The sequence below is a fragment of the Mesorhizobium sp. P2_E7 genome, assembly GCF_056403855.1.
The window spans coordinates 2,139,691-2,165,291 of the sequence record NZ_JBFUER010000001.1; the positions used below are offsets into that span (position 1 = coordinate 2,139,691).

Annotated in this window: 17 protein-coding genes; 4 read left to right on the forward strand and 13 right to left on the reverse strand. The window is 63.4% G+C overall.

Going from position 1 to position 25,601, the window contains the following annotated elements:
* Positions 1-10: 10 nt before the first annotated feature.
* The 4 genes from AC1DYC_RS10840 to AC1DYC_RS10855 all read right to left on the reverse strand — a co-directional run bounded on the left by AC1DYC_RS10840 (position 11) and on the right by AC1DYC_RS10855 (position 4,376).
* A complete protein-coding gene (locus tag AC1DYC_RS10840) occupies positions 11-529 on the reverse strand; it encodes an RrF2 family transcriptional regulator (RefSeq protein ID WP_477406134.1) in 519 nt (172 codons plus the stop codon).
* Between the two features lie 317 nt (positions 530-846).
* Positions 847-2,160: an NAD-dependent dihydropyrimidine dehydrogenase subunit PreA gene (preA, locus tag AC1DYC_RS10845; RefSeq protein WP_477406136.1), complete on the reverse strand. Its 1,314-nt coding sequence runs from the start codon at positions 2,158-2,160 to the stop codon at positions 847-849.
* 12 nt (positions 2,161-2,172) lie between these two features.
* Positions 2,173-3,015, reverse strand: coding sequence for a class I SAM-dependent methyltransferase (locus AC1DYC_RS10850; RefSeq protein ID WP_477406138.1), 843 nt, complete (start codon positions 3,013-3,015; stop codon positions 2,173-2,175).
* Positions 3,016-3,020: 5 nt separating this feature from the next.
* Positions 3,021-4,376, reverse strand: a complete 1,356-nt coding sequence (locus AC1DYC_RS10855; RefSeq protein WP_477406140.1) for an NAD(P)-dependent oxidoreductase — start codon at positions 4,374-4,376, stop codon at positions 3,021-3,023.
* A gap of 214 nt (positions 4,377-4,590) precedes the next feature.
* On the opposite strand from AC1DYC_RS10855, the gene AC1DYC_RS10860 reads away from it, so the two are divergent.
* The gene (locus tag AC1DYC_RS10860; RefSeq protein ID WP_477406142.1) at positions 4,591-5,034 is read left to right on the forward strand and encodes a hypothetical protein; all 444 of its coding nucleotides are present in this window, start codon (positions 4,591-4,593) and stop codon (positions 5,032-5,034) included.
* A gap of 69 nt (positions 5,035-5,103) precedes the next feature.
* Here the strand turns inward: AC1DYC_RS10860 and AC1DYC_RS10865 are convergent, their stop codons facing one another.
* Positions 5,104-5,820 (reverse strand): gamma-glutamylcyclotransferase, encoded by a 717-nt coding sequence (locus AC1DYC_RS10865; RefSeq protein ID WP_477406144.1) that lies wholly within the window; start codon positions 5,818-5,820, stop codon positions 5,104-5,106.
* 194 nt (positions 5,821-6,014) lie between these two features.
* On the opposite strand from AC1DYC_RS10865, the gene AC1DYC_RS10870 reads away from it, so the two are divergent.
* Positions 6,015-6,791 (forward strand): VOC family protein, encoded by a 777-nt coding sequence (locus AC1DYC_RS10870; RefSeq protein ID WP_477406146.1) that lies wholly within the window; start codon positions 6,015-6,017, stop codon positions 6,789-6,791.
* A 71-nt stretch (positions 6,792-6,862) separates the two neighbouring features.
* Here AC1DYC_RS10870 and AC1DYC_RS10875 read toward each other — a convergent pair whose 3' ends face one another.
* Entirely contained in the window at positions 6,863-7,351 is a 489-nt protein-coding gene (locus AC1DYC_RS10875; RefSeq protein ID WP_477406148.1) for a hypothetical protein, read from the reverse strand.
* 202 nt (positions 7,352-7,553) lie between these two features.
* Between AC1DYC_RS10875 and AC1DYC_RS10880 the strand changes: the two genes are divergently transcribed.
* The gene (locus tag AC1DYC_RS10880) at positions 7,554-7,946 is read left to right on the forward strand and encodes a DoxX family protein (RefSeq protein WP_477406150.1); all 393 of its coding nucleotides are present in this window, start codon (positions 7,554-7,556) and stop codon (positions 7,944-7,946) included.
* A gap of 30 nt (positions 7,947-7,976) precedes the next feature.
* Here the strand turns inward: AC1DYC_RS10880 and AC1DYC_RS10885 are convergent, their stop codons facing one another.
* On the reverse strand, positions 7,977-10,403 hold the full coding sequence (locus AC1DYC_RS10885; protein ID WP_477406152.1) for a GcvT family protein: 2,427 nt from the start codon (positions 10,401-10,403) through the stop codon (positions 7,977-7,979).
* Positions 10,404-10,460: 57 nt separating this feature from the next.
* A complete protein-coding gene (locus AC1DYC_RS10890) occupies positions 10,461-11,999 on the reverse strand; it encodes a trimethylamine methyltransferase family protein (RefSeq protein WP_477406154.1) in 1,539 nt (512 codons plus the stop codon).
* Positions 12,000-12,216: 217 nt separating this feature from the next.
* Between AC1DYC_RS10890 and AC1DYC_RS10895 the strand changes: the two genes are divergently transcribed.
* Positions 12,217-12,807 (forward strand): transglycosylase SLT domain-containing protein, encoded by a 591-nt coding sequence (locus AC1DYC_RS10895; RefSeq protein ID WP_477406156.1) that lies wholly within the window; start codon positions 12,217-12,219, stop codon positions 12,805-12,807.
* A 41-nt stretch (positions 12,808-12,848) separates the two neighbouring features.
* On the opposite strand, the gene AC1DYC_RS10900 is transcribed toward AC1DYC_RS10895, so the two are convergent.
* From AC1DYC_RS10900 to AC1DYC_RS10920, 5 genes are all read right to left on the reverse strand, one after another.
* Positions 12,849-15,170, reverse strand: coding sequence for a dipeptide ABC transporter ATP-binding protein (locus tag AC1DYC_RS10900; protein ID WP_477301068.1), 2,322 nt, complete (start codon positions 15,168-15,170; stop codon positions 12,849-12,851).
* Between the two features lie 46 nt (positions 15,171-15,216).
* Entirely contained in the window at positions 15,217-16,374 is a 1,158-nt protein-coding gene (locus AC1DYC_RS10905) for an ABC transporter permease (protein ID WP_477301066.1), read from the reverse strand.
* Positions 16,375-16,386: 12 nt separating this feature from the next.
* Positions 16,387-17,421, reverse strand: a complete 1,035-nt coding sequence (locus tag AC1DYC_RS10910) for an ABC transporter permease (RefSeq protein ID WP_477406158.1) — start codon at positions 17,419-17,421, stop codon at positions 16,387-16,389.
* Between the two features lie 226 nt (positions 17,422-17,647).
* Positions 17,648-19,300 carry an ABC transporter substrate-binding protein gene (locus AC1DYC_RS10915; RefSeq protein WP_477406160.1) on the reverse strand — a complete coding sequence of 551 codons (1,653 nt, stop codon included), beginning with the start codon at positions 19,298-19,300 and terminating at the stop codon, positions 17,648-17,650.
* 253 nt (positions 19,301-19,553) lie between these two features.
* Positions 19,554-25,601, reverse strand: a complete 6,048-nt coding sequence (locus tag AC1DYC_RS10920) for a translocation/assembly module TamB domain-containing protein (RefSeq protein WP_477406162.1) — start codon at positions 25,599-25,601, stop codon at positions 19,554-19,556.

Below are 25,601 nucleotides of genomic sequence, written 5' to 3' on the forward strand. Positions count from 1 at the left end.
GTCTGGCGGGTTAAGTCTGTTTGGTCGAAGCGGGTTTCTGCGGCCGCTGATGGCGCGCCACAAAGGCACAGCTGGCGGCGATCGATCTCGGATCGCCTTCTGCCTGGTAGTCAGCCACGATGTCGGACAACCGGGTTTCCGCGAGAGCGGCCCGATAGGCGCGCTCCGCCTTCAGCATCGCAGCATTGATGCCGCACAGTTTGACATAGGCGGACGCATCGAGCTTGACCGGCCCGTTGCGGCGGATCTCGCCGCAACGAAAGGCTGGCTCACGCCCTTCGATGGCCAGCACGATGTCGAGAAGCGTGATGCGCTCGGCCGGCCGCGCCAGGCGGTAGCCGCCCGCCGGGCCCGGCACCGATTCCAGGATGCGCTCCGCCGTCAGCATGTTGAGATGCTTCAAGAGATAGCTCGGCGACAGGCCGAAGGACTCTGCCAAGGCAGCGCCCGGCATGGTGCTGTTGCCCTCGACGCTGGCCAGCGTGGCCGCGCAATGGATAGCCGCTTCAACGCCCTCGCCCAACTTCATGGTATTGATCTCCAGTTCGTGGATATCTTTTATCGTGGATAAGTGTTATCTGCAATAGGAAAATGCGAAAACTTGCAAGTTTGCGATGGCTTAACAGGACTTGGGTTCCTCGCCCCCGCGGCAGCGGGGGAGAGGTGGCCCGGCGAAGCCGGGACGGAGAGGGGGACGCCCTCAGCGAAATCAGAACCGATGAGGGATGCGCGTGAACAGGAGGCGATCAGGAACCCAGGGCAACTTCCCAGTCGTCCCGAAGGCCCCTCTCCGTCCCGGCTTCGCCGGGCCACCTCTCCCCACTTCGTGGGGCGAGGAACCCAAGCCTACTCCGCCGCCACCTTGGCCATGGGATTGTTCGGGTGCGTCGTCCAGTTGGCGTAGACCGGCGACACCGGCTTGCCGGTGCGCTGGTCCATCACGCCGGCGGCCAGTGGCTCCATGGTGATGCAGTTCTCGACCGGGCAGACATTGACGCACAGATTGCAGCCGACGCATTCGGCCTCGATCACCTCAAAATGCCTCTTGCCGTCGACCATGTTGGTGATCGCCTGGTGCGAGGTGTCCTCACAGGCGATGTGGCAGCGGCCGCATTTGATGCAGGCGTCCTGGTCGATACGCGCCTTGGCGATGTAATTAAGGTTGAGATACTGCCAGTCAGTAACGTTGGGCGTGGCGCGGCCGATGATATCGTCGAGCGAGGCATGGCCCTTCTCGTCCATCCAGTTTTCCAGGCCGGCGATCATCTCCTGCACGATCTTGAAACCGTAGGTCATCGCCGCCGTGCACACCTGCACATTGCCGGCGCCGAGCGCCATGAATTCGGCGGCGTCGCGCCAGGTGGTGATGCCGCCAATGCCGGAGATCGGCAGACCATGGGTTTCGGGGTCGCGCGCGATCTCGGCCACCATGTTCATGGCGATCGGCTTCACCGCCGGACCGCAATAGCCGCCATGCGAGCCCTTGCCGTCGATGGTCGGCTCTGGCGCAAAGCTGTCGAGATTGACGCCGGTGATCGAGTTGATGGTGTTGATCAGCGACACCGCGTCGGTGCCGCCGGAAAGTGCGGCACGCGCGGGCTTGCGCACATCGGTGATGTTGGGCGTGAGTTTGGTGATGACAGGCATGCGGGTGTTGGCCTTGCACCAGCGCACCACCATTTCGATGTATTCCGGCACCTGGCCGACGGCCGCACCCATGCCGCGTTCCGACATGCCGTGCGGGCAGCCGAAATTGAGCTCGATGCCGTCGGCCTCGGTCTCCTCGACCACCGGCAGGATCGCCTTCCAGCTTTCCTCGACGCACGGCACCATCAGCGAGACGACGATGGCGCGGTCGGGCCAGTCCTTCTTGACCTGCTTGATCTCGCGCAGATTGACCTGCAGATCGCGGTCGGTGATCAGCTCGATATTGTTGAGGCCGAGCAGGCGCCGGTCCGCACCCCAGATCGCGCCATAGCGCGGGCCGTTGACGTTGACCACGGGCGGGCCTTCTTCGCCGAGCGTCTTCCAGACGACACCGCCCCACCCCGCCTTGAAGGCGCGGATGACGTTATAGGCCTTGTCGGTCGGCGGCGCCGAAGCCAACCAGAACGGATTGGGCGATTTGATGCCGACGAAATTGTTGCGGATGTCAGCCATGACAGGTCCCTTTCAACCGAGACGAAGAAGCAGTTCGACGGGTGCGAGAATGCCGCCTTCAAGCGCGGCAGTGAGATTGGCGATCTTGGTGCGGGCGTTCTCGCCCATGATAAGATTGACGCCTGGCGGCGGCTTTTTGCCTTCCGCCTGCGCCGCAGCCATGCGCGCCCGTATGGTGGCGAAGAATTCGATGGCGAAGGCGCCGCGTGGACGCTCGGCGGTTACGGAGAACCCTGCAGCCGCGGCAGCCGAGCGATAGTCATCGGGCGTGGCGACGAAGGACATGCTCTCGTCGGATGCCCATGGCAGCGGATAGGTCAGCGCACCGGCCTTGAGCCGCATCACATCGTAGACGGCAAAGACGCCGCCCGGCTTGAGCACACGCGCCGCCTCGCTCATCAGCTTTTTCTTGTCGGGAAGATTCATGCCGACATGCAGGATCATGGCCGTATCAAAGCTTTTGTTGCTGAACGGCATGTCCAGCGCGCTGCCCTGCACGAACCGGACTTTGTCGGCCATCCCCACCCGCCTCGACAGGCTGGTCGCGATATCGACATAGCTTTGCGTCAGATCGATGCCGGTGACATCGGCGCCGGCATTGTTGGCGGCAAAGCGGGCTGGACCACCCACGCCGGAACCAATGTCGAGCAGCCTGGCCCCCGGTCTCAACCCCATCTGGCCGATGAGTTCCCTGGTGGCGGCGATACCGCCAATGTGGAATTCGTCGACCGCTTCGAGATCGCCGGCGCGCAGATGGTCAATGTCCATACCGGTATCGGCGAGCACGGCAAGAATGTGCTGCTCAAGATCCGATACGTCGTAGTGACGGGCAATGCCCGATTCCACCGAGGCCATGATCTCTATCCCTGCGTCAGACTCCTGTTGATGCTCTCAGCCGCATCGCGCCCTTGCGCCACTGCCGAGACGGTCAGGTCGTCGCCGCCAAAAATGCAGTCGCCGCCGGCCCAGACATTGGCAAGCGAGGTGCGCCCTTCCGCATCGACCTTGATGCGCCCGGCTTCGAGTTCGATGGCAGCGCCACTGCCGTTGAGGGCCGCCGGCACAAAGCTCTGGCCGATCGCCTTGAACACCTGGTCGGCGACGAGCGTCAGCCGCTCGCCGGTGCCGGCAAGCTTGTCGCCGTTCATAGCCGTGTATTCGAGCTCGATGCCCGACACTTTGCCGTTCTCGGCAATGACCCGTTTCGGCTGCAGCCAGTGACGGATGGTGACGCCGTTGGCGGCGGCCAGATCCTGCTCGAACTCGGAGGCGTTCATGTGCTCCTGGCCGCGCCGGTAGCAGATCGTCACCTCCTCAGCGCCGAGCAACTTCGACTGCACCGCGGCGTCGATCGCCGTCATGCCGCCGCCGATGACGACGACGCGCCGGCCGACCGGCAGGCTCGCGAGATCGCTGGCCTGGCGCAGTTCCGCGATGAACTCCACCGCATTGGTGACGCCCTCCGCGTCTTCGCCATCGGCGCGCAACGCATTGACGCCGCCAAGCCCCATGCCAAGGAAGACGGCATCGTAATTCCGGATCAGGTCCGACAGCTGGTAGTCGCGGCCGAGCGCCTTGCCGTTCTGGATGTCGATGCCGCCGATCGCCGTGACATAGTCGACCTCGGCCTGGGCGAAATTGTCGATGCTCTTATAGGCGGCGATGCCATACTCGTTGAGGCCGCCGGCCTTCGGGCGGGCTTCCAGAATGGTGACGTCATGGCCATGGCGGGCAAGTCGGTGGGCGGCGGCAAGGCCGGCCGGCCCGGCGCCGACCACGGCGACCGACTTGCCGGTTGTTTCAGCGCGCGGGTAAAACTGCTTCTGCTCGGCCATCGCGACATCGGTGGCATAGCGCTGCAGGCGGCCGATCTGCACCGGCTTGCCTTCCGCCACTTCGCGCACGCAGACCTCTTCGCATAGCGTCTCGGTCGGGCAGACGCGGGCGCACATGCCGCCCAGAATGTTCTGGTCGAAAATCGTCTTGGCCGAACCGATCGGATTGCCGGTCGAAATCTGGCGGATGAACAGCGGAATGTCGATCGAGGTCGGGCACGCATTCATGCACGGCGCGTCGTAGCAGAAATAGCAGCGGTCGGATTCGACCAGCGCCTCGTGGTGATCGAGCGGCGGATGCAGGTCGGAAAAATTCTCGGCGTACTGGTCGGCGGCAAGCCGTCCGCCGGCGATACCGTCCTTGAACTGGCCTTCTGGCATCGTCAGTTCCCCATGTTTTCGTTTTGGGAAAGGCTAGCACGTTTTATTTTTTTATCAATTGGTCAATTTTCCCCGCAAGGCCCTGAAAAGGCTGGATAAAAACATGATTTTTTTAGTCATGTTATGAGTGATCGGTTGCGACCTCAAAGAAGGGGAGCGCGACAAGCTCCAACTCGCGGCAAGCTGTTCCAAGCCCGCGCGGAATGATAGGCGCTTGGGCACGATGCGCGGCTTTCATTTAACGGAGAAGGCGATGACCGATGATAGGGAGACGGCTCACCGGTGGGAGCCTGTGGAGGATTTACCTCAGGCTGCCTGTCAGGTTTGGCGTCTCAGATCCGACAATAACTTTGAACTGGCCGTTGAAGGCGACTTTGGGACGTCCGAACGAATCCTCAAGATCGACTTTCAAGGAGTAATAGCCCTTGCGGCTCATGATGACATGCTGGGGCTGACTAAAATCCACGCTGACACGTCGATCCCTTTGATTGGATCTGGCAGACAAGCCTCCTACAGGTGGCCCATCCTGCGGGTGGAGAACTCGCACTGGTTGCGATCCATACCCGGTCCGACGGACGACTGTTCGCATTTTCTGTTGCTTAGCCTTGAATGCACGGTTGAGGTCATTGCTCGTGAAGCGACAGCTGCCTGGATGTGAGCACGCGCTGAGCGCAGCTCCAAGCCACATCCGCTTCGGTACAGGCTTTGGATTGGAGGCGGTTCGCTACTAGGGTGCCATCTGGAGGCTGGCATCAGAGGGGCCGCCATGGATCGACCGGATCTCGTCGGCGACCAGCTGCTGCAATCGCCACAGATTGCGGTCGCGGATGCCAAATTCCTCGAGGTGGCTGACGGTGTTGTAGAGATACTCGGCGCCCGATCCGACATGGCCGCAGGCCCGGGCCAGCACCTGCGCCACCCGGTCCAGCGGCTGCCCGAGCGACGTCCCCCTGCCCGTCACCCCGACCCAGAAGCCCAGCGCCCGTATCGGCCCCCGCTCGGTACGCACCGGAACCCACCGGACCGAGCTGACACTCTCATGGTCGTCGATCTCGCGCCGCAACAGTCTTTCGATCTGTTCCGCCTTGTCGCCGTCGGGCAGGCGGTAGATGACACCATCGCATCGGCCGCCGCGTTCGAGCGCCATCATCAGCCCCGGCTGTGCCGCGGTGCCGCGCCAGCGCACCATGTCGAGACAGAACGAGCGGTGCCAGCCGAACGCGGTGGCGCGCAGCTGCTCGACGGATTCGAAGGCCGGCTTCCAGATCAGCGAGCCATAGGCGAACACCCACAACGGCCCCGCATCCGCTTCGTCGGACAGCTGTGCGGCAAGGGACCGGAAGTCCTCGTCGTTCAGTTGCGTCCAGCTGCCGTCAGGCCCAGGATCGACTTCTTCGCGATGGCACAGTGACACAAGCTCAGGCGTGAGCGACATCCGGCGCATGAAACGACTACCCCCGTTCGCCCAAGGAAAGTCGAAAACCGCCGCGCGTGCAAGCCGCCGGACGCGACGAAGTGCGGAACGATGTGTTCACCCAGCCGTTGAATTTTCTCATGCGCGCTGTCGGATTCGCGTCGCTGAAATCGTCCTTTGAGGGATCGGACGACGATCGATGCATGAAGGTGAGGAGACCGAAAATGCCGAAATCCCCAATGCCGTTCTTCTGGTACGAGCTGATGACCACCGACCTCGATGCCGCGGAAGCGTTCTACACCACCGTCGTCGGCTGGAAGGCCGAGCCCTTTGACAAGGCGCCCGGCATGCCGCGCTACATCGTGGTGAACTCTGCCGAGCGTGGCGTCGGCGGGCTGATGACGATGCCCGAGGACGCCGCCAAAATGGGCATGAAGCCGGCCTGGCTCGGCTATATCCACACCAGGGATACGGACGCCTCGACCAAGGCGCTGAAGTCTGCCGGCGGGACCGTCCACCGCGAACCCGACGACATCCCCGGCGTCGGCCGCTTTTCCGTCGTTGCCGATCCGCAGGGCGCCACCTTCATGTTCCTGCAGCCCAATGGCCCCGACCAGCCCGTCCTTCCGGCCACCACACCCGGCCATGTCGGCTGGCACGAGCTCTATGCAGCCGACCGGCAGAAGGCTTTCGATTTCTATTCGAGCCAGTTCGGCTGGACCGATGCCGGCAGCATGGACATTGGCGAGATGGGCATCTACCAGACCTTCGGGGCCGGCCCTGAATCCGGCGGCGGCATCATGAACAAGCCGCAACAGCTGCCGGTGCCGGTGTGGCTGTTCTACTTCAATGTCGACGCCATCGACGCCGCTGCCAAACGCGTCACCGACAATGGCGGCAAGATCGTCATGGGTCCGATGCCGGTGCCGACCGGCCAATGGATCGCCCAGTTCACCGATCCGCAAGGCGCCTATTTCGCGCTGATCGCGCCGGGACGCTGATCCGCCCGACCCATCCACACCGGGCAGTTCTCATCGCGCCGCCGGTGCGATGAGAAACATCAGATACAAAGTCATTCCGGCGCCAACACCGCGACCTTTAGATCCTCTTTCTTGGCGCCGCTGAGCTGGATCGTGGCCACGCCAGGCGTCAGTTTGAAGCGCACGCTCTTGCGGATGCCGGGGCAGGTCTTCACGCCGCTGAAACCCGCTGATTTCACCGCCTGGCCACCCTGAATGACATCGATCCAGGCTTCATCCGACAGACTGATCTGGAGCTCTCCTTCCGGTGGCACGGCCACGCTTGCCGTAGCGCCGAAGGTGCCGGCTGCTGGCGCGCGTTCCGGCGGCACGGCAAAGCTGATCGTGTCGACCGCAGCGAGCGTGAAATCCACCGCTTGCCCGACTGCCACTGCACCGCCGGACTGTGCGGCTGGCGCTGCCGGAAACAGCGCCTGCTCGCGCGTCACCGGCCATTTGAAGGCATCGCAGCCGGCGTCGGCGGCCATGGTGACGCTGGTGCCGGCAAGGAGGACGAACAGGCTGATCGCGACTTTTTTCATGGGAATCCACATGGTTTGGAGTGTCTACGCATCAATACAACCATAGCGATATAAATGCAACCCTAGAGAGAATAACATCGAGGCCCGGCTCGGGAACAATTTGCAATCACCGATTGTTGATGGCAGGCCACGGGAAGTGAATGGTCCACTGTCGGGCGATAATCTATGGCCGGACGGAAGGGTTGGAAAAATGGAGTTTTAGATGAAGCTTTTTGACGGTCTCGCCAGATTTCAACCGCAGGCCCTTGGCGTTCTGCGCATCGTGACGGCCCTGCAGTTCATCGAGCATGGCTCGCAGAAACTGTTCAATTTTCCGGTCAGCGCCGAGCCTCACGCTCTCAACGGGCTGACGACGACGGCGGGCATTCTCGAATTCGCCGGCGGCATCCTGCTGGCGCTCGGCCTGCTCACGCGCCCCGTCGCCTTCCTGCTGGCCGGCGAGATGGCCATCGCCTATTTCATGGCGCATTACCCGCGCGACTTCTTCCCGATCAACAACAATGGCGACGCTGCCATCTCCTTCTGCTTCATCTTCCTCTATCTGGTGTTTGCCGGCGCGGGCGCCTTCGCGCTCGACAACCGCCGCAACGGCTGACCCGCTTAAGGCGAGACAGGGGGTGAGCCCTCACCCCCTCATTCGCTCGAAATTGGCATCGAACAGCGGCGCCGCCTGCATGCGCGCGGCATGGCGTTTGCCCAACAGTTCGATCTCGAAGCCGTCGCTCTCGTCGGCGATCTCCTTCGGCACATAGCCGAGGGCGACGGATTTTTTCGGATGAGGCGCATAGCCGCCTGACGTCACCCACCCGCGCACCGCGCCGCCGAACCAGATCGGCTCGTCGCCGATGACATCGGCGTCGACCGCATCCAGGATGAAGGTGCGCAGCCTGAGCTTGCCGCCCTGCTTGCGCTCGGCCAGAGCGCCGGCCTTGCCGATAAAATCGGCGTCCTTGCCATAGGCGACGAAACGGTCGAGCCCGGCTTCCAGCGGCCCGTAGATCGGCCGGTACTCACGCGCCCATGAGCCGTAATTTTTCTCCAGCCGCAGCGCATTGAGCGCGCGCGAGCCGAACAGGCCAATGCCGAACTCCGCGCCCGCCGCCATCAGCGCCTGGAAGGCGGCGCGCTGGTATTCCGGCGCCACCCAGATCTCGTAGCCGAGATCGCCGGTGTAGCTGACGCGGCCGACCAGGCACGGCGCCATGCCGATGTCTATCTTGGCGACTGCCATGAACGGAAACGCCGCATTGGAGACATCGGCTCGGGTGACCTTTTCCAACACCTCCCTCGCCTTCGGCCCGGCGATCGCCAGACCGGTAAGGTTCTGCCCGACCGCCTCGATGCGCACCGAGCCGTTTTCAGGCAAATGCGCCTCGAACCAGCGCATATGATACTGCTCGGCAATGCCGGAGCCGGCGATGAACCACGCGCCGTCACCAATGTTGGCCAGCGTAAAGTCGCCGATCAGTTTGCCGTCATCCTTCAGCATCGGCGCCAGCGTCATGCGACCGGGTTTGGGCAGCTTGCAGGCGAAAATGCGATCGAGCCAAGCGGCAGCCCCCTCGCCTGTCACCTTGTATTTGGCAAAGTTGGAAATCTCCGCCAGGCCGACGCCGTCACGGACCGTCGCGACCTCTTTCGCGACATGGATGAAGTCACTGGACCGCCGCCACGAAAATTCGTCCTTGACGCCCTCCGGCGCATACCAGAGCGGCACCTCCAGCCCATAGGAAACGCCCCATTGCGCGCCCTTGGCTGACAACAAATCGTAGATCGGCGTCGTCTTCAGCTGCCGGCCGGCGGGCAGTTCCTCATTGGGGAAACGGATGGAGAAACGGCGCGAATAATTCTCGCGCACCTTGGCGTTGGTGTAAGCCATCGTCGCCCAGTCGCCATAGCGCGCGACATCCATGGCCCAGATGTCGGCGCCGGGATCGCCTTCGATCATCCAGTTGGACAGCGCGAGACCGACGCCGCCGCCTTGCGAAAAGCCCGCCATGACGCCGCAGGCGACCCAGAAGCCCGGCAACCCACGCACCGGCCCGACCAGCGGATTGCCGTCCGGCGCGAAGGTGAAGGGCCCGTTGATGATCTGCTTGATGCCGGTTCTCTCGAAGGCCGGGAAGTGCCTGAAGCCGACTTCCAGCGACGGGGCGATGCGGTCGATGTCAGGCTCCAGCAATTCATGGCCGAAATTCCACGGTGTGGAGAACTCGGACCAGACCTTGTTGGCCTTTTCATACGTGCCCATCAACATGCCGCCGCGCTCCTGGCGCAGGTAGAGCTCACCGTCGAAATCGACGGCATGGATGATCTCCGTTCCGGTCTTGGCGTTCCACGCCGCGACCTCGGGCATGTCTTCGGTGATCAGGTACATGTGCTCCATGGCCAGCACCGGCAGTTCCAGCCCGACCATGCGGCCGACCTCGCGCGCCCACAGGCCGCCGGCATTGACGACATGCTCGGCCACCACCTCGCCCTTGTTGGTGATGACACGCCACATCCCGTCAGGCCTGCGTACGATGTCCTCGACCTTGGTGAAGCGCTCCACTTCCGCCCCAAGTTTCCGCGCGGCCTTGGCATAGGCGTGCGTCACCCCGGAGGGATCGAGATGGCCGTCCTCCTTGTTGCGGACGGCGCCGACGAACTGTTTCGGGTCGAGCAGCGGCATCAGTTCGGCCGCTTCACTGGCCGAGATTTCCTCGAGGTCGATGCCGAGATATCGGCCCTTGGCGACAACGCCGCGCAGCCAGTCGAGCCGCGCCTCCGTCGCCGCCAGCAGCACGCCGCCGGTCAGATGCACGCCGGTCGCCTGGCCCGACAACTCCTCGATCTCCTTGTAGAGCGAGATCGTGTATTTCTGCAGCTTGGCAACGTTGGGGTCGCCATTGATGGTGTGCATGCCACCGGCCGCATGCCAGGTCGAGCCGGAGGTCAGCTCATCGCGCTCCAGTAGCACGACATCGGTCCAGCCGTGACGGGCCAGATGGAACAGCACCGAGCATCCGACGACGCCGCCGCCAATGACCACCACCTTTGCATGCGATTTCATGGATTTTTCTCTGATATCAATAGGTTTGGGGGATAAGGTGAATCAGGATGGGAAGCATCACGGCTCGCCCTGCCCGATCGCTTCCTTGCGCTTGGTCACATAGGCCTCCAGCGCCTCACGCACGGCAGGATCCATCACCGGCTCGACATAGTCTTCCAGCGCCTTCTTCCACAGCCGCGTCGCGCGCGCCGTCGTATCGAGGCCGCCCGCCTCCTGCCATGCCTCGTAATTCTGCCAGTTGGACAGCATCGGCTGGTAAAAGGCGGTGGCATAGCGCTCCAGCGTGTGCGGTTCGCCGAAGAAATGGCCGCCGGTCGGCACCGCGCCCAGCGCCTCGACCGCCAGTTCCGCCTCGTCGACGACGATCGGCCGAAGAAACTCCATCATGTGCTGGATCATCTCGACATCGATGATGAGCTTTTCGAACGATGCCGTCAGCCCGCCCTCCTGCCAGCCGGCGGCGTGGTAGACGAGGTTGCCGTGGCCGAGCACCGCGCCCCACAGCGCCATCAGCGTCTCATAGGCGCCTTGCGCGTCGGCGGCGTTGGAGGCCGAACCGGGCGTGGTGCGGTAGGGCAGAGAATAGCGCCGCGCCAATTGCCCCGAGGCAATGTTGGCCTTGGTGTTTTCCGGCGTGCCGAAGGCAGGCGCGCCCGACTTCATGTCGACATTGGAGGTGAAGGCGCCGTACATCACCGGTGCGCCGGGGCGCACCAGCTGCGTCAGTACCACGCCGAACAGCGCCTCGGCATTCTGCTGCGCCAGCGCGCCGGCGAGCGTCACCGGGCTCATTGCGCCCATCAGCGTGAACGGCGTTACCGCCACCGATTGGCCGAACTCAGCCATGGTCATCAGCCCTTCGGCCATCATCTCGTCGAAGCGGCGCGGCGAGTTGACCGAGATGATGGTGGCGATACCGGGGTCGTCGCGCATCTCGTCCAGCGTCAGCCCGCGCGCAATCGCCATCATCTCGATGCCGTCCAGCGCCCGGCCGCGGCCGATCGCCGAGACATGGAAGGATTTGTCGGTCAGCGTCAGATTGGTGAAATAGGTGTCCATATGCCTGGTGTTGGCGGGCAGCTCCACCGGCGCGCAGACCTGGTTGCCAAGCATGTGGATGCAGTTGAAATGCTGCGCCAGCCGGGTGAGATCGGCATAGTCGCGCAAATTGCCGGCGCGGCGGCCACGCTCCATGTCGTGCACATTGGGTGGCCCGGCGACGAGCGTGAAATTGATCGTGTTGCCACCGAGATGGATGGCGTTGGCCGGATTGCGCGGCGTCAGCCGATAGCTGGACTGCGTGGTCTTCAGCGCCTCGGCGACAAGGCCCCTGTCAATGCGGACATTCGCCGTCGCATGATCGACCGTGGCACCCGCCTTCTCGAACAGCGACAGCGCCCGCTGAGACATCACCTCGATGCCGAAATTTTCCAGAATGTGCATCGAGGCCTGATGGATCGCCTCGATCTGGTCGGCCGACAGCATTGCCATCGGCGGGTAGGGATTGGTCACCCGCCTGAGCGGCAGTTGCGGGATGGCCGACGGCCCCCTGTTGCTGGTGCGCTCGGCGCCGCGCTTGCGTCTTGGTTCATTCATGCCGGCATCAGAACGCCAGCATCCGGATACGGCTGTCAGAAATCCGCCCTTCGCGGGCGTGATTTTAGCCAAGGCGGCATTTTTGAATTATCGTGGAAACAAAAGCGACGTAAAGCGTCGGAATAATGATACCAGCTATCACCGGCGGAGCCGGGCCGGCAACCCGTTAAGAAACGCTGCAAGATTCCCTTTATGATTTCGGCCTATTCGTCTTCCCATGCGTAGGTCGAGTTTTAGTAAAATTGTAGCGGTTGGTGTGCTGCTGGCGTTGTCGGCCTGCGCGACGCCGCCCAACCACATCAACAATGTTTGCGCTGTCTTCGACCAGAATGACGGCTGGTTCGACAACTGGCAGGCGGCGGCCGAGCGCGCCTCGCAGAAATACGGCATCCCCGTCCCCGTGCTGATGGCGACGGTGCGCAAGGAATCCGGCTTCAAGAGCAATGCCAGGCCGCCGCGTACCAAGTTGCTCGGCTTCATTCCGTGGAAGCACGTCTCCTCGGCCACCGGTTTCTCGCAGGCGCTCGACGGCACGTGGTCGCAATACCAGAGCGAAACCGGCAGTTGGGGGGCGCGGCGGACCAAGTTTGCCGATGCCGTCGATTTCGTCGGCTGGTATCATTCCAAAACCGCCGACACCTTCGGCGTCGCCCGCAACGACACCTACAATCTCTACCTCGCCTATTATCTCGGCTGGACCGCCTATGGCCGCGGCAACCGCGGCGATGCCGGCGTGCAGGGCTATGCGCGGGCGACCGAAAAGATGGCCCGCGACTATGCCGTTCAGTTGCAGCAATGCAGCAACTGAACGCGCAGCTACGGCAATGCGAAAACTAGCACCCTTCCGGTTCAGTGCCGCCTTGTCGTATCTTTCGGCTTCTTGACACCGGTTTCGGAAGTCTCGTCGACTACTTTGAGGCGACGGACTCGCATCCCAGCCTGGCCCTGCTCCACGGCATCGCCGATCTCGTCCGCTGCCGCGGTCGACGATTTGCCTCGCGGCCGCTTGGGCGCTGTTCCTGTCGAACCTGGCCCAGTGATATGGGGTGCGTCTTCCGGCACGCCTTCATGCGCCGCGTGCTCCTTGTCGAACTTGATCACCGGCTCCATCGTCGCCAGCACATCGTCCGATAGCCAGCACAGGCTCATATGGCCGTCGCCGAGATGCTTGACCGGCGGCACCTTGGTTTCGCACAGATTGTCCGGCACCAGCTTCTTGTAGCCGCAGCGCGTCTGGAACGGGCAGCCGCTCGGCGGGTTCATCGCCGATGGGATGTCGCCTTCCAGCACGATGTGCTTCTTGACCACGCTGGTGTCTGCAATCGGGATCGCCGACAGCAGCGCCTCGGTATAGGGGTGGTAGGGCGGCGCGAAGATCTGGTCGGTCGTGCCTTGCTCGACGATATAGCCGAGATACATGACGACCACGCGGTCGGCGATGTAGCGCACGACTGACAGATCGTGGCTGATGAACAGCATCGTCGTCTTGTTCTTGCGCTGGATGTCCATCAGCAGTTCGGTCACCGCCGCCTGGACCGAGACGTCGAGGGCCGAGACCGGCTCATCGGCCACCACCACCTTGGCATCGCCGGCAAAGGCGCGCGCCACACCGATGCGCTGCTTCTGGCCGCCCGAGAGCTGGCGCGGCTTGCGCGTCTCGAAGGCGCGCGGCAGCTTCACCAGGTCGAGCAGTTCCAGCATGCGCTTGCGCCGGTCGGCGACCGTCTTGCCGACATTGAATTTTTCCAGCGTACGGATGATCTGCGAGCCGACGGAGTGGCTGGGATTGAGCGTGTCGAACGGGTTCTGGAACACCATCTGGATCGACGACACCGTATCGACGCTGCGCTTCTCGATGCCGGTCGACTGGATCTGCTTGTTGCCGAGCGTCACGGTGCCGGAACTTGCCGTCTCCAGGCCGAGCAGCACCTTGGCCAGCGTCGATTTTCCGCAGCCGGACTCGCCGACAATGGCGACGGTCTCGGATTCGCGCGCCATGAACGAGATCGTCTCATTGGCCTTGACGACGCGGCCTTCGCTCGAGCCGAACACTTCGCTGCCGCCGACCTTGTAGTATTTCCTGAGGTCTTCGATCTTGAGCACCGGATCGCCGGGCACGACCTTTTCATTGACCTTCTTGGCGCCGGGCGGCAACGCTTCCCAGTCGATCTCGTTGAAGCGCACGCAACGCGAGAAATGGCCTTCGTGACCGGCGACCTCGATCATCGGGATTTCGGCGGCGTTGCAGACGCCCTCGACGAAATGGTGGCAGCGCGGGCCGAAATTGCAGCCCTTGGGCCGCTCATGCGGCAGCGGCAATTGCCCGGGAATGGAAATCAGCGGCCGCGAGTTCTTGTCGGCGCCCGGCAGCGGGATCGAACGGAACAGCCCTTGCGTGTAGGGATGACGCATCCGGTCGAACACGTCCTTGATCTTGCCGGTCTCGACCGCCTCGCCCGAATACATCACCGTGATGCGGTCGCAAGTCTCGAGGATGAGGCCGAGATTGTGCGACACGAAGATCATCGACGTGCCGAACTTTTCGCCCAGCCCCTTGACCAGTTCGACGATGCCCGCTTCCACCGTCACGTCGAGCGCCGTCGTCGGCTCGTCGAGCAAAAGCAGCGCCGGCTTTGACAAGAGCGCCATGGCGATGACGATGCGCTGCTGCTGGCCACCGGAGAGCTGGTGCGGATAGGAGCGCATCATGCGCTCGGGATCGGGCAGCTTCACCGCCCGCACCATGTCGAGCGCGCGGGTGTAGGCCTCTTCCTTCGACACCTTGTCGTGGATCAGCGGCACTTCCATCAATTGCTGACCGACCTTCATCGCCGGATTGAGGCTGGCCATAGGCTCCTGGTAGATCATGGCGATCTTGTTGCCGCGGATGGCACGCAGCTCCTCGTCGGAGAGCTCGCCCATATCCTTGCCCTGGAACTTGATGCGGCCGCCGACGATCTTTCCGATGTTGGAGAGGTCGCGCATGATGCCGAGCGACACGGTCGACTTGCCGCAGCCGGATTCGCCGACAATGCCCATGGCCTCGCCGGGCATGACCGTGCAGGAAAAGTCCATGACGGCAGGGATCTCGCCCTTGCGGGTGAAGAAGGAGATCGACAGGTTCTCGATCTCGATGATCGGTTCGCCGGGATTTCGAACTGCCTCATTCATGGGTCGCTCCAATCCTATTTTCATGCGTCGGGCCAAAACCCGCAGATCAGTCTTTCATCGATTGTTCGCGCAGCGAGTCGGCGAGCAGGTTCAGCCCCAGCACGAACGACATCAGCGCGATCGTCGGCGGCAGCGCCGGGTGGATGAAGGAGCGCAGCAGGCGGCTGGCGTCCTTGATCGCGGTGCCCCAATCCGGGCTCTCCGGCGCCAGGCCGAGACCGAAATACCCCAGCGTGCCGAGCAGGATCGTGGTGTAGCCGATGCGCAGGCAGGCATCGACGATCAGCGGTCCGCGCGCATTGGGCAGGATTTCCCACAGCATGATGTACCAGGGCGATTCACCGCGCGTCTGCGCCGCCGCCACATAGTCGCGCGTCTTGATGTCCATCACCAGGCCGCGCACGATGCGGAACACGCCGGGGCTGGAGGCGAACACCACCGCCACGAAGATGTTGAGCTGGTTCGGATCGATGTGGATGACCTTGAACGGATCGGCATCGAAGACCAGGCCGGCATAGACCCAGCCGCCGATGACCAGCGTCAGCCCGAGCAATATGTAGAGCCGGTCCGGGCGGTTCTTGTAGCGGGTCCAGAACAGCACGGAAAAGAAGATGATCGGGAACAGGAAGAACAGCCCGGCCATGGCGTAGGGGATGGGCGTGTCCATGATGCCCGGCGTCACCAGCAGGTAGAACAGCAGGATCACCGGGAAAGCCAGCACCAGATTGGCCAGGAACGACAGCACGGTGTCGATCCTGCCGCCGTAATAGCCGGCGGGCAAGCCGAGCGTGATGCCGACCATCAGCGCGAACCCCGTCGCCGCCGGTGCGATGATCAGCACGATCTGGCTGCCATAGACCATGCGCGAGAAGACATCGCGGGCGAGCTTGTCGCCGCCGAAATAGTAGATGAGTTTCGACACCGGCTCGATCCCGCCCGGCAGCGCGTCCTTCATGATCGGCACCTGGGAAAGCGGGTCGAAGGGCGCGACGGTCGCCGCGAAGATCGCGGTGAACAGCCAGAACAGGCAGATGCCGACGCCGACAATGCCGACGCCGCTGTCGAACAGCTGGCCGTATAGGCCGAGCCTTTTCTTGTAGGTGAAGCTCGCCCCCATCACCAGGGCAAGCCCCAGCCAGACCGGCCAGAAGCGCGCAATCACGCCGAGCACGATGTTGAAGGCGCCGATATATTCGACCTGCATCTGCCCAGACCCCTATTGAACCCTGATACGCGGATTGAGGAACGCGTAGCCGACATCCGAGATAAGCTGCGTGATCAAGACGATGAACACCGAGACCAGCGAGCAGCCGAGCAGAAGGTCGATGTCGTTGTTGCCGGCAGCCTCGACCAGCGTGTAGCCAAAGCCCTGATAGCGGAACATCACCTCGACGATGACGACGCCGGTGAGCAGCCAGGGGAATTGCAGCATGATGACGGTGAAGGGCGCAATCAGCGCGTTGCGCAGCGCGTGCTTGACCACGACGCTGCCGAAGGAGAGCCCTTTCAGGCGGGCGGTGCGGATATATTGCTGCGTCATCACCTCGACCATCGAGGCGCGCGTCATGCGGGCGATATAGCCGATGCCGTAGATCGCCAGCGTCATCACCGGCAGGGTGAAATTGTAGAAGGTGATGCCTTGGCTGGCCGAGGCGGCCGAACCGTTCAGCCAGCCGAGCCAGGAGGCGAAGATGACGGTGAAGATGACGCCCGACACATATTCGGGCGTCGCCGTCGAGGCGATCGAGGCGACGGACAGCGTTCGATCCGTTCGCGAGCCCTCGCGCATGCCGGCCAAAATGCCGATCAGCAGCGAAATCGGCACCATCACCGCCAGCACGCAAAGCATCAGGATGCCGGTGGCGCCGAGTGCGGGAAAGAGCTTTGACGCAACGGTGGTCTTGAATTTGGTCGAACAGCCGAAATCGCCTTCCAGGATGCCGGAGAATTTCGGTTCCAGCGGTTCATTGCAGAAGGAAAACCGCTGCGTCGGCTTGCCCGTCACCGGATCGGTCACCGGCTGCTTGGGCAGGACACCCAGCCACTGGCTGTAGCGCGCGAAGAAGTTCTGCCGGTAGCCATGGTTGACCAGCCAGCTTTCGAGCTGCTCGGCGGAGGTGTGCATTTCTGTCTGGCTGATCGCCAGCTTCTTCAAATTCGGCTCGAGATTGATCAGGAAGAAGACGATCATCGTCAGGCACAGCATCGTCAATGCCATGGTGCCCAGGCGCCTGATTACGAAAGAAAGCATGGCGGTCCCCTGCCGGTCTGGTTGGGGTTGGAGCCAGCTTGAACAACCAGCTTTGCCGTTGCCGGCAGAGTTGGCCCTCAAACCGGCCCTCGAATGCGATCAACCCTGTTTTATTGCATGGTCCTTGCTGAAGAGTCCGCAACTTTTTGCTGCGCCGGCTTCAGGTCCTGGACCCCTGCGAGGAGTGATGGGGAGGAGGCGAACCGCCCCCTCCCAATCTGTCCGATCAGGCCTGTTCGAGCCAGATCTTGCCGTAGTCGCGCTCGTACGTCGGGTGCATCTTGTAGTTTTGCACCGCCTTGACCGAGTGGCTGTAGAGCTTGCGCCAGTAGGGCTGGATGATGATGCCGGAATCCTGCAGCGTCTGCTCGATATCCTTCATCATTTCCTTGCGCTTCGCAGCGTCGGCGACCGACAGCGCCGCGTTGAGCTTGGCATCCCAGTCCGGGTTCGACCAGGCAGCTTCGTTCCATGCCTCGCCGGTCCGGTAAGCGATGGCCAGCACCTGGACGCCGAGCGGGCGCATATTCCAGTTGGTCATCGACAGCGGGTACTTCGTCCAGTCGTTCCAGAACGTCGAGCCCGGCAGCACCGTGCGCTTCACCTTGATGCCGGCGTCGCGAAGCTGGGCGGCGATGGCGTCGCCGGTGTTCTTGTGCCAGTCCTCGTCGACGGTGATCAGCTCATGCTCGAAATCGGCCTGGCCGGCTTCGGCCATCAAAGCCTTGGCCTTGGCCGGATCGCGGGCGATCTTCGGCAGTTCGAAATACTCCGGATGGATCGCGCAGACGTGGTGGTTCTCGGCGACGGTGCCGGCATTGCCGTAACCAAGCTGCAGGACCACGGCGTTGTCGACGCCGAGCTGCAAGGCCTGACGAACCTTCTGGTTGTCGTACGGCTTGTTGCTGACGTTGGTGCGGCACACGATGGTTGCCGCGGTTACGACTTCCGACTTTACCAGGTCCAGGCCGTCGAGGATCGACACGTAGTCCGCCGAAGTCTCGAAATTGGTGTGGACTTCGCCAGCCTCGAAAGCGCTGACCATGGCCGCCGGATCAGTGCCGTAGTCGATGAATTCGATGCCGTCGAGGAAGACCTCGCCGTCCCACCACTTGTTGTCTTCACGGCGCTTGTAGACCACCTTCTGGCCGACATCGTAGGACACCAGCTCGAACGGGCCGGTGCCGATCGGGCAGGCTTTGAAGTCGCCGCCCTTTTCGTCGAAGCTCTTGTGAACGATCAGGCCGGGGTAGTCGCACATGTTGGGGATCAGCGCGATGTCGGGCTTGGTGAGCTTCAGCACGACCGTGTGGTCGTCCGGCTTGGAGACGGCACTTTCGTCGAGCTTGTCGTCCTTGACCAGTGAGCCGAGGCGGCCAGGCATCGAATTGCCCTCGGCCTTCTTGTCGGCCCAGCGCTTGAGGTTGAAGATGACGTCATCGGCGGTGAAGGCATCGCCGTTGTTCCAGGTCACGCCCTTGCGCACATGCAGCGTGTACTGCGTGGCGTCGTCGTTGACGTCCCAGCTCTCGAGCAGATAGGGCCGGAAGGTGTATTCGGTCGTGTACTTGACCAGCGGCTCAAGCGCCTGGCGCTCGGCATTGGCTATTTCCGACCAGTCGGCCTTGCGCGGATCTTTGGGATCCTTGATCCATTGGGCGACCTTCAGGATGCCGCCTTTCTTGCCCTGAACTTCTTCTGCCTTGGCCGGCGTCGGGTCTACCAGTCCGAGCATGCCATAGGCCATCGCCGTGGACGCGCCGAAGACGCTGGCCAGAGCGAGGAATTCGCGGCGATCGACCCTACCTGCCTTGGCTTCTTCGGCCATGGCCACGATATGATCGGGAACGCGATCGCCATTACTCTTGTAGATTGTCATGACTTAACTCCCATTGTTGGCTTTCCGCCTTTTACCATTCCGCATCCCTGCCGTGATGTCAAAGACGGCATGGATGGGAACATGTTAGGGAATGTGCAACTTTGGAAGGAGAGCGGTTCGCGCGATAGCGACAGTCTTGACGCAAATTTGCTAGTGCGCCCAGATTCCGCCTGAATCTTTCTTAGGCGATTAAATTGATACATTTGGGCAGCTTAAGACAGCGCCAGCGCCGGCCGTGGTAAGGGCCAGAGGCTCAATATTCCTTTTCGTAGAAGATGCCGCCCTTGGCCTCGCCGCCATCATTGGCCTCGCCGCGCAGCTTGACGCCGCGCCCGACGTTCAGATCGATCGTCGCCTTGCCCGAGCCCGGCTTGTCGCCCTTCTGGATCGTCACATAGGTGCGGTCGTTGAGGTATTTGCCCGCCGACACGGCAGTTCCGCCCTGATCGTCCGTGGTTACATCCAGATCGTCGACGCCGATTGCGCTGCGCAGGTTTTCGAGCAGCGAGGTCGAGCCGCCGACGCCCGCCAGTTGCCCGGCCGCCTCGGCCAGCTGGGCGATCTGCAGCGGCGACAGGTTCGACATCGAACGGCCGAAAATCAGCTGCGCCAGCACCTCGTCCTCCGGCAGCGCCGGCACAGAGGAGAAGGTGAATTTCGGATTGGTCGCCTCGCCCGACACGACGATGGTGACGGTGGTGCTGGTCGTTGTCGAGGTCGCGGTCAAATTGAGATAGGGCACCAGCGAGCCCGAAAAGCCGACCGTGCCCTCGGTGAAGGTCAGCCGCTTGCCGAGGATCGACAGCCGCCCGCGCTGCAAGGTGAAGGTGCCGACCGCTTGCGGCGAAGCCGCGGGGCCGGTCAGCCTCAGCGAGCCGCCGAGCTCGGCGTCGACACCCCTGCCCTGGATGAAGATCTGGTTCGGCGCATTGACGGTGACGTCGAGGACGAGCCCGCTGCCGCCACCACCGCTGGCAGCGGCCGGGCGCAAGGCCTTGTCCTGCGCCCGCACACTGGCGGGCGCGTTCTTGTGCTTGACGCCGAGCGCGGCCAGCGAGCCCGGCAGCTTCTCGGGAACGGTGATGACGGTCTTGGCCAGGTTGACGGTGCCCGAAATCACCGGCGCCGAGGTCAGCGGGCCTTTGATGGTCAGATCGCCGCCGAGATTGGCAGTCACGACACGCCCGTCGGTGTAGCGGCCATCGACCAGCTTGATCGACAGGTCCGCCGGAAAACCTTGCGCCGGATTGATGCCGACCGTGCCGCTGGCCGACAGGCTGCCGCGCGTCGATAGCGTGCCGGTCAGCCGGTTGATCCGGGCAACGCCATTGCCGATCGAAACGTCGGCGGCAATGTCGTTGACCGCAAGGCCCGAGCGCGCATCGACCAGGCGGGCGCCGGACGTGCTGACCGTGCCGCCGATCACCGGCGATGTCGCTGGGCCGCGCACCTGGACATTGACGTTGGCCGTGCCGCTCAGTGACAGGCCTTGCGCGGCGAGCTTGGCGGCGAGGAAGGAAAACGGCACCTTGCCGTTGAAGTCGAGCACCAGCGCCGGCGTTCCCGCTGTGGTGACGCTGCCGCCGCCGATGAGGCCGAGCCCGGCGCCATCGCTGATATCGGCGTTGAAGGTGAGTTTCTTGCTGGCGAACGTTCCGGAGGAAGAAACGGTCATGCCGCCAAGGCCGGCGCCACGCGTCTGCGATGTCTGCACACCGCCGGCGTCGATATTGAAGGCAACCGCCGGATTGGCTGGCGCGCCCGTCACCTTCACTGTCCCGGAAATCGAGCCGGCGGCATCGAGGCCGGGCGAGAAACTGTTGGCCAGCGACGCCGGGACCTTCGAGAGCGCGGCATTGATGTCGAGCGCCTGCCCGACCTTGCCGGTCACCGTCGCCGTGCCGCCACCGAGATTGAGCACCAGCCTGTCCAGCGTCGTCGTGCCGTTCGCGATGCTGATGGTCGAAGCCTGGGCGATGGCCGCCTTGATGCCCTGCACCGTGGCCTGGCCGGAAGCGAGTTCGATGGTGGTCGTGCCGCCGGCCACCTTCACCCGGCCCACGGCCTTGGCCGGGATGCCCTTGACGGTGGCGCCGCCGGAAAAGCCGGTCCAGTCGCCGTCGCGCTTCAGATCGACATCGATGCCGCTGATGGCGGTGCCGCCGGAGATGACGCTGTCGGCGCGGATTTTGCCGGAGATGACCGGGGCGGCGAGATAGTTGGCGACCAGCGCATCGATCGACACCGTCTTCGCCTGCAGGTCACCGCGGGTGATCGATGCTGTCGCAGCCTTGACGGCGACGTTGGGGCCGTCCGCGGTCTTGGAGAAGGTGATGGTGCCGCGCACGTCGCCTTCGGCCTTTTCCAGCGCAAGTGCGGCCAACGGTCCGATGTCGGGCAGGTCGAGCGCAATGGTGCCGACCGGCACGAAAGCCTCGTCGAGCGCGAGGTCGCCGGAAATCTTGTTCTTGCCCAGCGACAGCAGCAAGCCATTGATGGCGCTCTTGCCGTCGGCCGTGGCAAGCACCGCACTGCCTTGCAGCGCCTGCCCCGCAACATTGCCGGTCAATTGCACATTGGCCGCCGGACTGGCGGCATCGGCCTTGCCAGTGGCCGTCAGCTTCAGCCCGGTGATTTCGCGTTCCGCCACCAGCAGCCGGTCGCTGTTGACCGTCAGCGACAGGTCCGGCGCCAGGCTCGGCCCCTGCGCGTTGAGCGCAAAGGATATGGCGCCCTTGGCGTCTTTCGACAGCAGCGAGACGTCGGAGAGAGCGCCCTTGATGTCGGCGCTGACCTTGTTGTCGGCGAGGCTGGCCTGGCCGTCAGCGGTCAGCGCGCCCGACACCAGCTTGACCGGACTGGCGGTGACATTGCCGTTGGCATCCCGCTTCAGCGTGGCGCTGAGTTTAGTGCGCTCCGCCAGCAAGCCGCGCGCCGCCGCAGGCAGCGCCGCCGACAAGGCATCGGCATTGAGGTTGAGGTCGATGGCGCCGTCGGCGAACGAGACGCGGCCATTGAAGGCTGCGCCCAGTGCATCGCCCTGTACCGAACCGCTGTCGATGGTGATGGCGTCAGCCGCCAGACTGCCAGCGACCTTGGCGGTGACCTTGCCGGCAATGAGCGGCGCGATGGTTGGATTTTTCAGCCCGATCTTGTTCGCCGTCACCGTGCCCGTGATAGGACCGGTGCGGCTTTTCACATCGAATGCATCGGAGTGCAGCGCCAGCGTGATGCCTTCGACCTTGGTGTCATTCGTCGCCACCGAAGGCAGCACCGCCGAGATATCAAGCTTGGCTTGCGCAGCCTGCCCCGCCGCCTTCACCGACAGCGCCTGCAATTCGAGCTTGATCGGGCTCTCAGTGCTGCCAAGCGTCAGCGGCAGGCTCGGACCGGACGACGTCAGGTCGATTGCGAAATCGCTGGCGCCGTTCGGGTTGATGGTGCCGGCCGCCTTGCCAGAGATTTTTTCGCCCGACAGCGTCGCCTGATCAAGGACGACCCCGCCAGCCATCGAATAGCTGCCGGCTGCATCGAGATCGAGCGGACCGAGCCCGGCCTGGCGGGTCTGGCTGGTCCCGGCGCCGGCCAGCTTTGCATTGAAGCGGATGTCCGGGTTTCCCGACGACCCGGTGATTTGCGCGGTGCCGTCAAGCGTGCCTGCAGCGTCGAGGCCTGGCGAAAAATCATTGGCAAGGGCCGCCGGCAAGGCCGAGAAGGTCGCCGCCAGATCGAGCGTCTGGCCTGTCGTGCCGGAGAGCGTCACCGACCCACCGCCGAGATCGACCACCAACCTTTGAATGCTGGTCACGCCATCGGCGATCGTCAGGCTCGATGGCTCGGTGATCGCCGCCTTGATGCCGCGCACCGTCGCCTCGCCGGACGCGATTTCGACGCTGGTCGTGCCGCCGGCGATCTTCGCCCGCCCGGCAGCCGTCGCCGGGATGCCGGCGATGGTGGCGCCACCCGTGAAATTGGTCCAGTCACCGTCTCGCTTCAGGTCGACGCCGATACCGCGGACGACGGTCGTTCCCGAGGTCACGCTGTCGGCCTTGATCGTGCCGGAGATCGCCGGGCTGTTGAGATAGTTGGCGATCAGCGCGCTGACGGTGATTGCCTTGGCCGCCACATCGCCGCGCGCAATCGACACGCTGGCCGCATTGATGGTGACGGTGGGCGTCTCCCCGTCCTTGGCAAAGACGACGGTGCCGCCAATATCGCCGGCTACCGTCTGCCCGGCCAGCGAAGCTAGCGGCGCGATATCGCGAGCGCTAATCGTCAGCGTGCCCAGCGGCAGGAAATGATCGTCCAGCGCGAGATCGCCAGACACCTTATTGTCGCCCAGCGCGACGCTGAGCCCGTTGATGGAACGCTTGCCGTTGCTCGTCACCAGCGCCGCTTTGACCGCGAGCGGCTGCTCGTCGACCGAGCCGGTCAGCGAGACTTGCGCTGCCGGACTTGCGATGTCCGCCTTGCCGGATGCGGTCAGCTTGATGTCCTTGACCGTGCGCCCCGACGCCGTCAGGCTGGCGCTGTCAGCCGAAACGCTGAAATCCGGTGCGTTGCGCGCGCCGCTTGCCGTCAGCGCGAAATCGACGCCGCCGGCGACCGGCACGCCAACCAGCGAAGACAGCACCGAGACGTCGCCGAGCTTGCCCTTGATATCGGCCTGGATGTCGCTCCCTTGCGCGCTGGCCGTGCCGCTGGCGCTGAGCGAACCGGAGGTGAGTTCGATCGAATTGGCGGCAAACGCGCCCTGTGGATCGCGGGTCGCGGTCGCCGAGAACTTGACCCGTTCGCCAAGCAGCGAACTGATCTGCGGCGGCAGCGCTGTCGACACCGCATCGGCATTCATCTTCAGCGTCATGGCGAGGTCGGCCAAACTGACCTTGGCGGTCAGCCCGGCATTGAGCGCATCGCTGCGCAGCGTGCCTTCGTCGAGCGATATCTCATCCTTGCTGATCGTGCCGGCCAGAGAGGCCGTCAGTTTGCCGGTGATCAGCGGCGCCAGCGTCGCCACGTCGGTCTTCAGGCCGGCTGCCGACAGCGATACGCTCACCGGGCCGGCGCGGTTTTCGATATCAAAACCGTCGGAATGGATCTGCGCATCCAGATTGTTCACCTGGGAGCCGCCCGCCACCACCGAGACAAGCGAAGCGCTGGCGTCGATCATCGGCGCCTTGCCATCGCCGAACGCGCGCGCGGTGACATTGTTGATGGCGACCATGATCGGCTGCGCCGGGGTGCCGACATTGACCGTGACCGGCTCAGCCTTGGAAGTGAGTTCGACCGAAAGGTCACTGGCGCCCTTCGGATCGACCATGCCTGAGGCGGCGCCGTGGATGGCGCCGCTCTCGATCGTGGCTCGCTCGATGTCGACGCCGCCGGCCGTGGTCGCGGTGCCGGCGAGGTCGAAACTGGTCTTGCCGGCAAACAGCGACTTGAACTGTTCCGGCAGAAAACCTTCGAACGAACCGTCGCCCTTGGCCTCGATCCGGTTGCCCTTGTCGGTCAGCTGATGACGGCCGGTGAGCTGGGTGACGATCTGTCCGTCGACCATGAAAGTGCCGACGCCGCTCCAGTTGGCCAGCGGCCCGGTGCCGGAGACGACGATGTTGACCGGCGGCGCGCCGGGCAGTTTGAGCAGATTGGCGATGATGCCGCCGACGGGCTCGGATGCCTTGAGGTCGAGGTCGAGCTTGTTCTCATCAGGCGCGAAGTGGATGTTGGCGTCGACATTGCCTTGTTTGCCGTCATGGCGGGTGATGTTGAGCACCGTCTGGACCGCCAGCGGAGATGCATCGACCTTGGCCGATCCCTTGGCGGCGAGTTCGGCAATGCCGCTGCCGGCAAGTTGCTGGCCGAGCGCGATCTCCGGCAGATCGATTTCTCTGATATCGAGCGAAACCGGCAGACCGCCCGACCCGCTTTTGCTCGGCTCGGTGCTCGCCACCGGCAGCCGCGCCAGTTCGATGCGCTCGGCAGCGATACGGTCGGCGCTGAAATTCTTCGACAGCAGCGCCAGCGGCGACCAGTCGACGGCCACTTTTCGCGCCACCAGCCAGGCGCCGTTGCGGTCTTCCAGCACGACATGGTCGACCGTCAACGCGCCCGACCAGATGCCATCAATGCCGCTGACCGTGACCTTGCTGTCCCCCGATGAGGCCATAGACGAGATGATGCCGGCAAGATTTTCACGGCCGCGCTCGGTCTTTGTCAGCACGACCAGCGCGCCGACGGCCGCCGCCAACACGATCAGCAGCGTGTAGAAAAAGAGGCGTAGGATGCGTTTCAAAATCTTCAT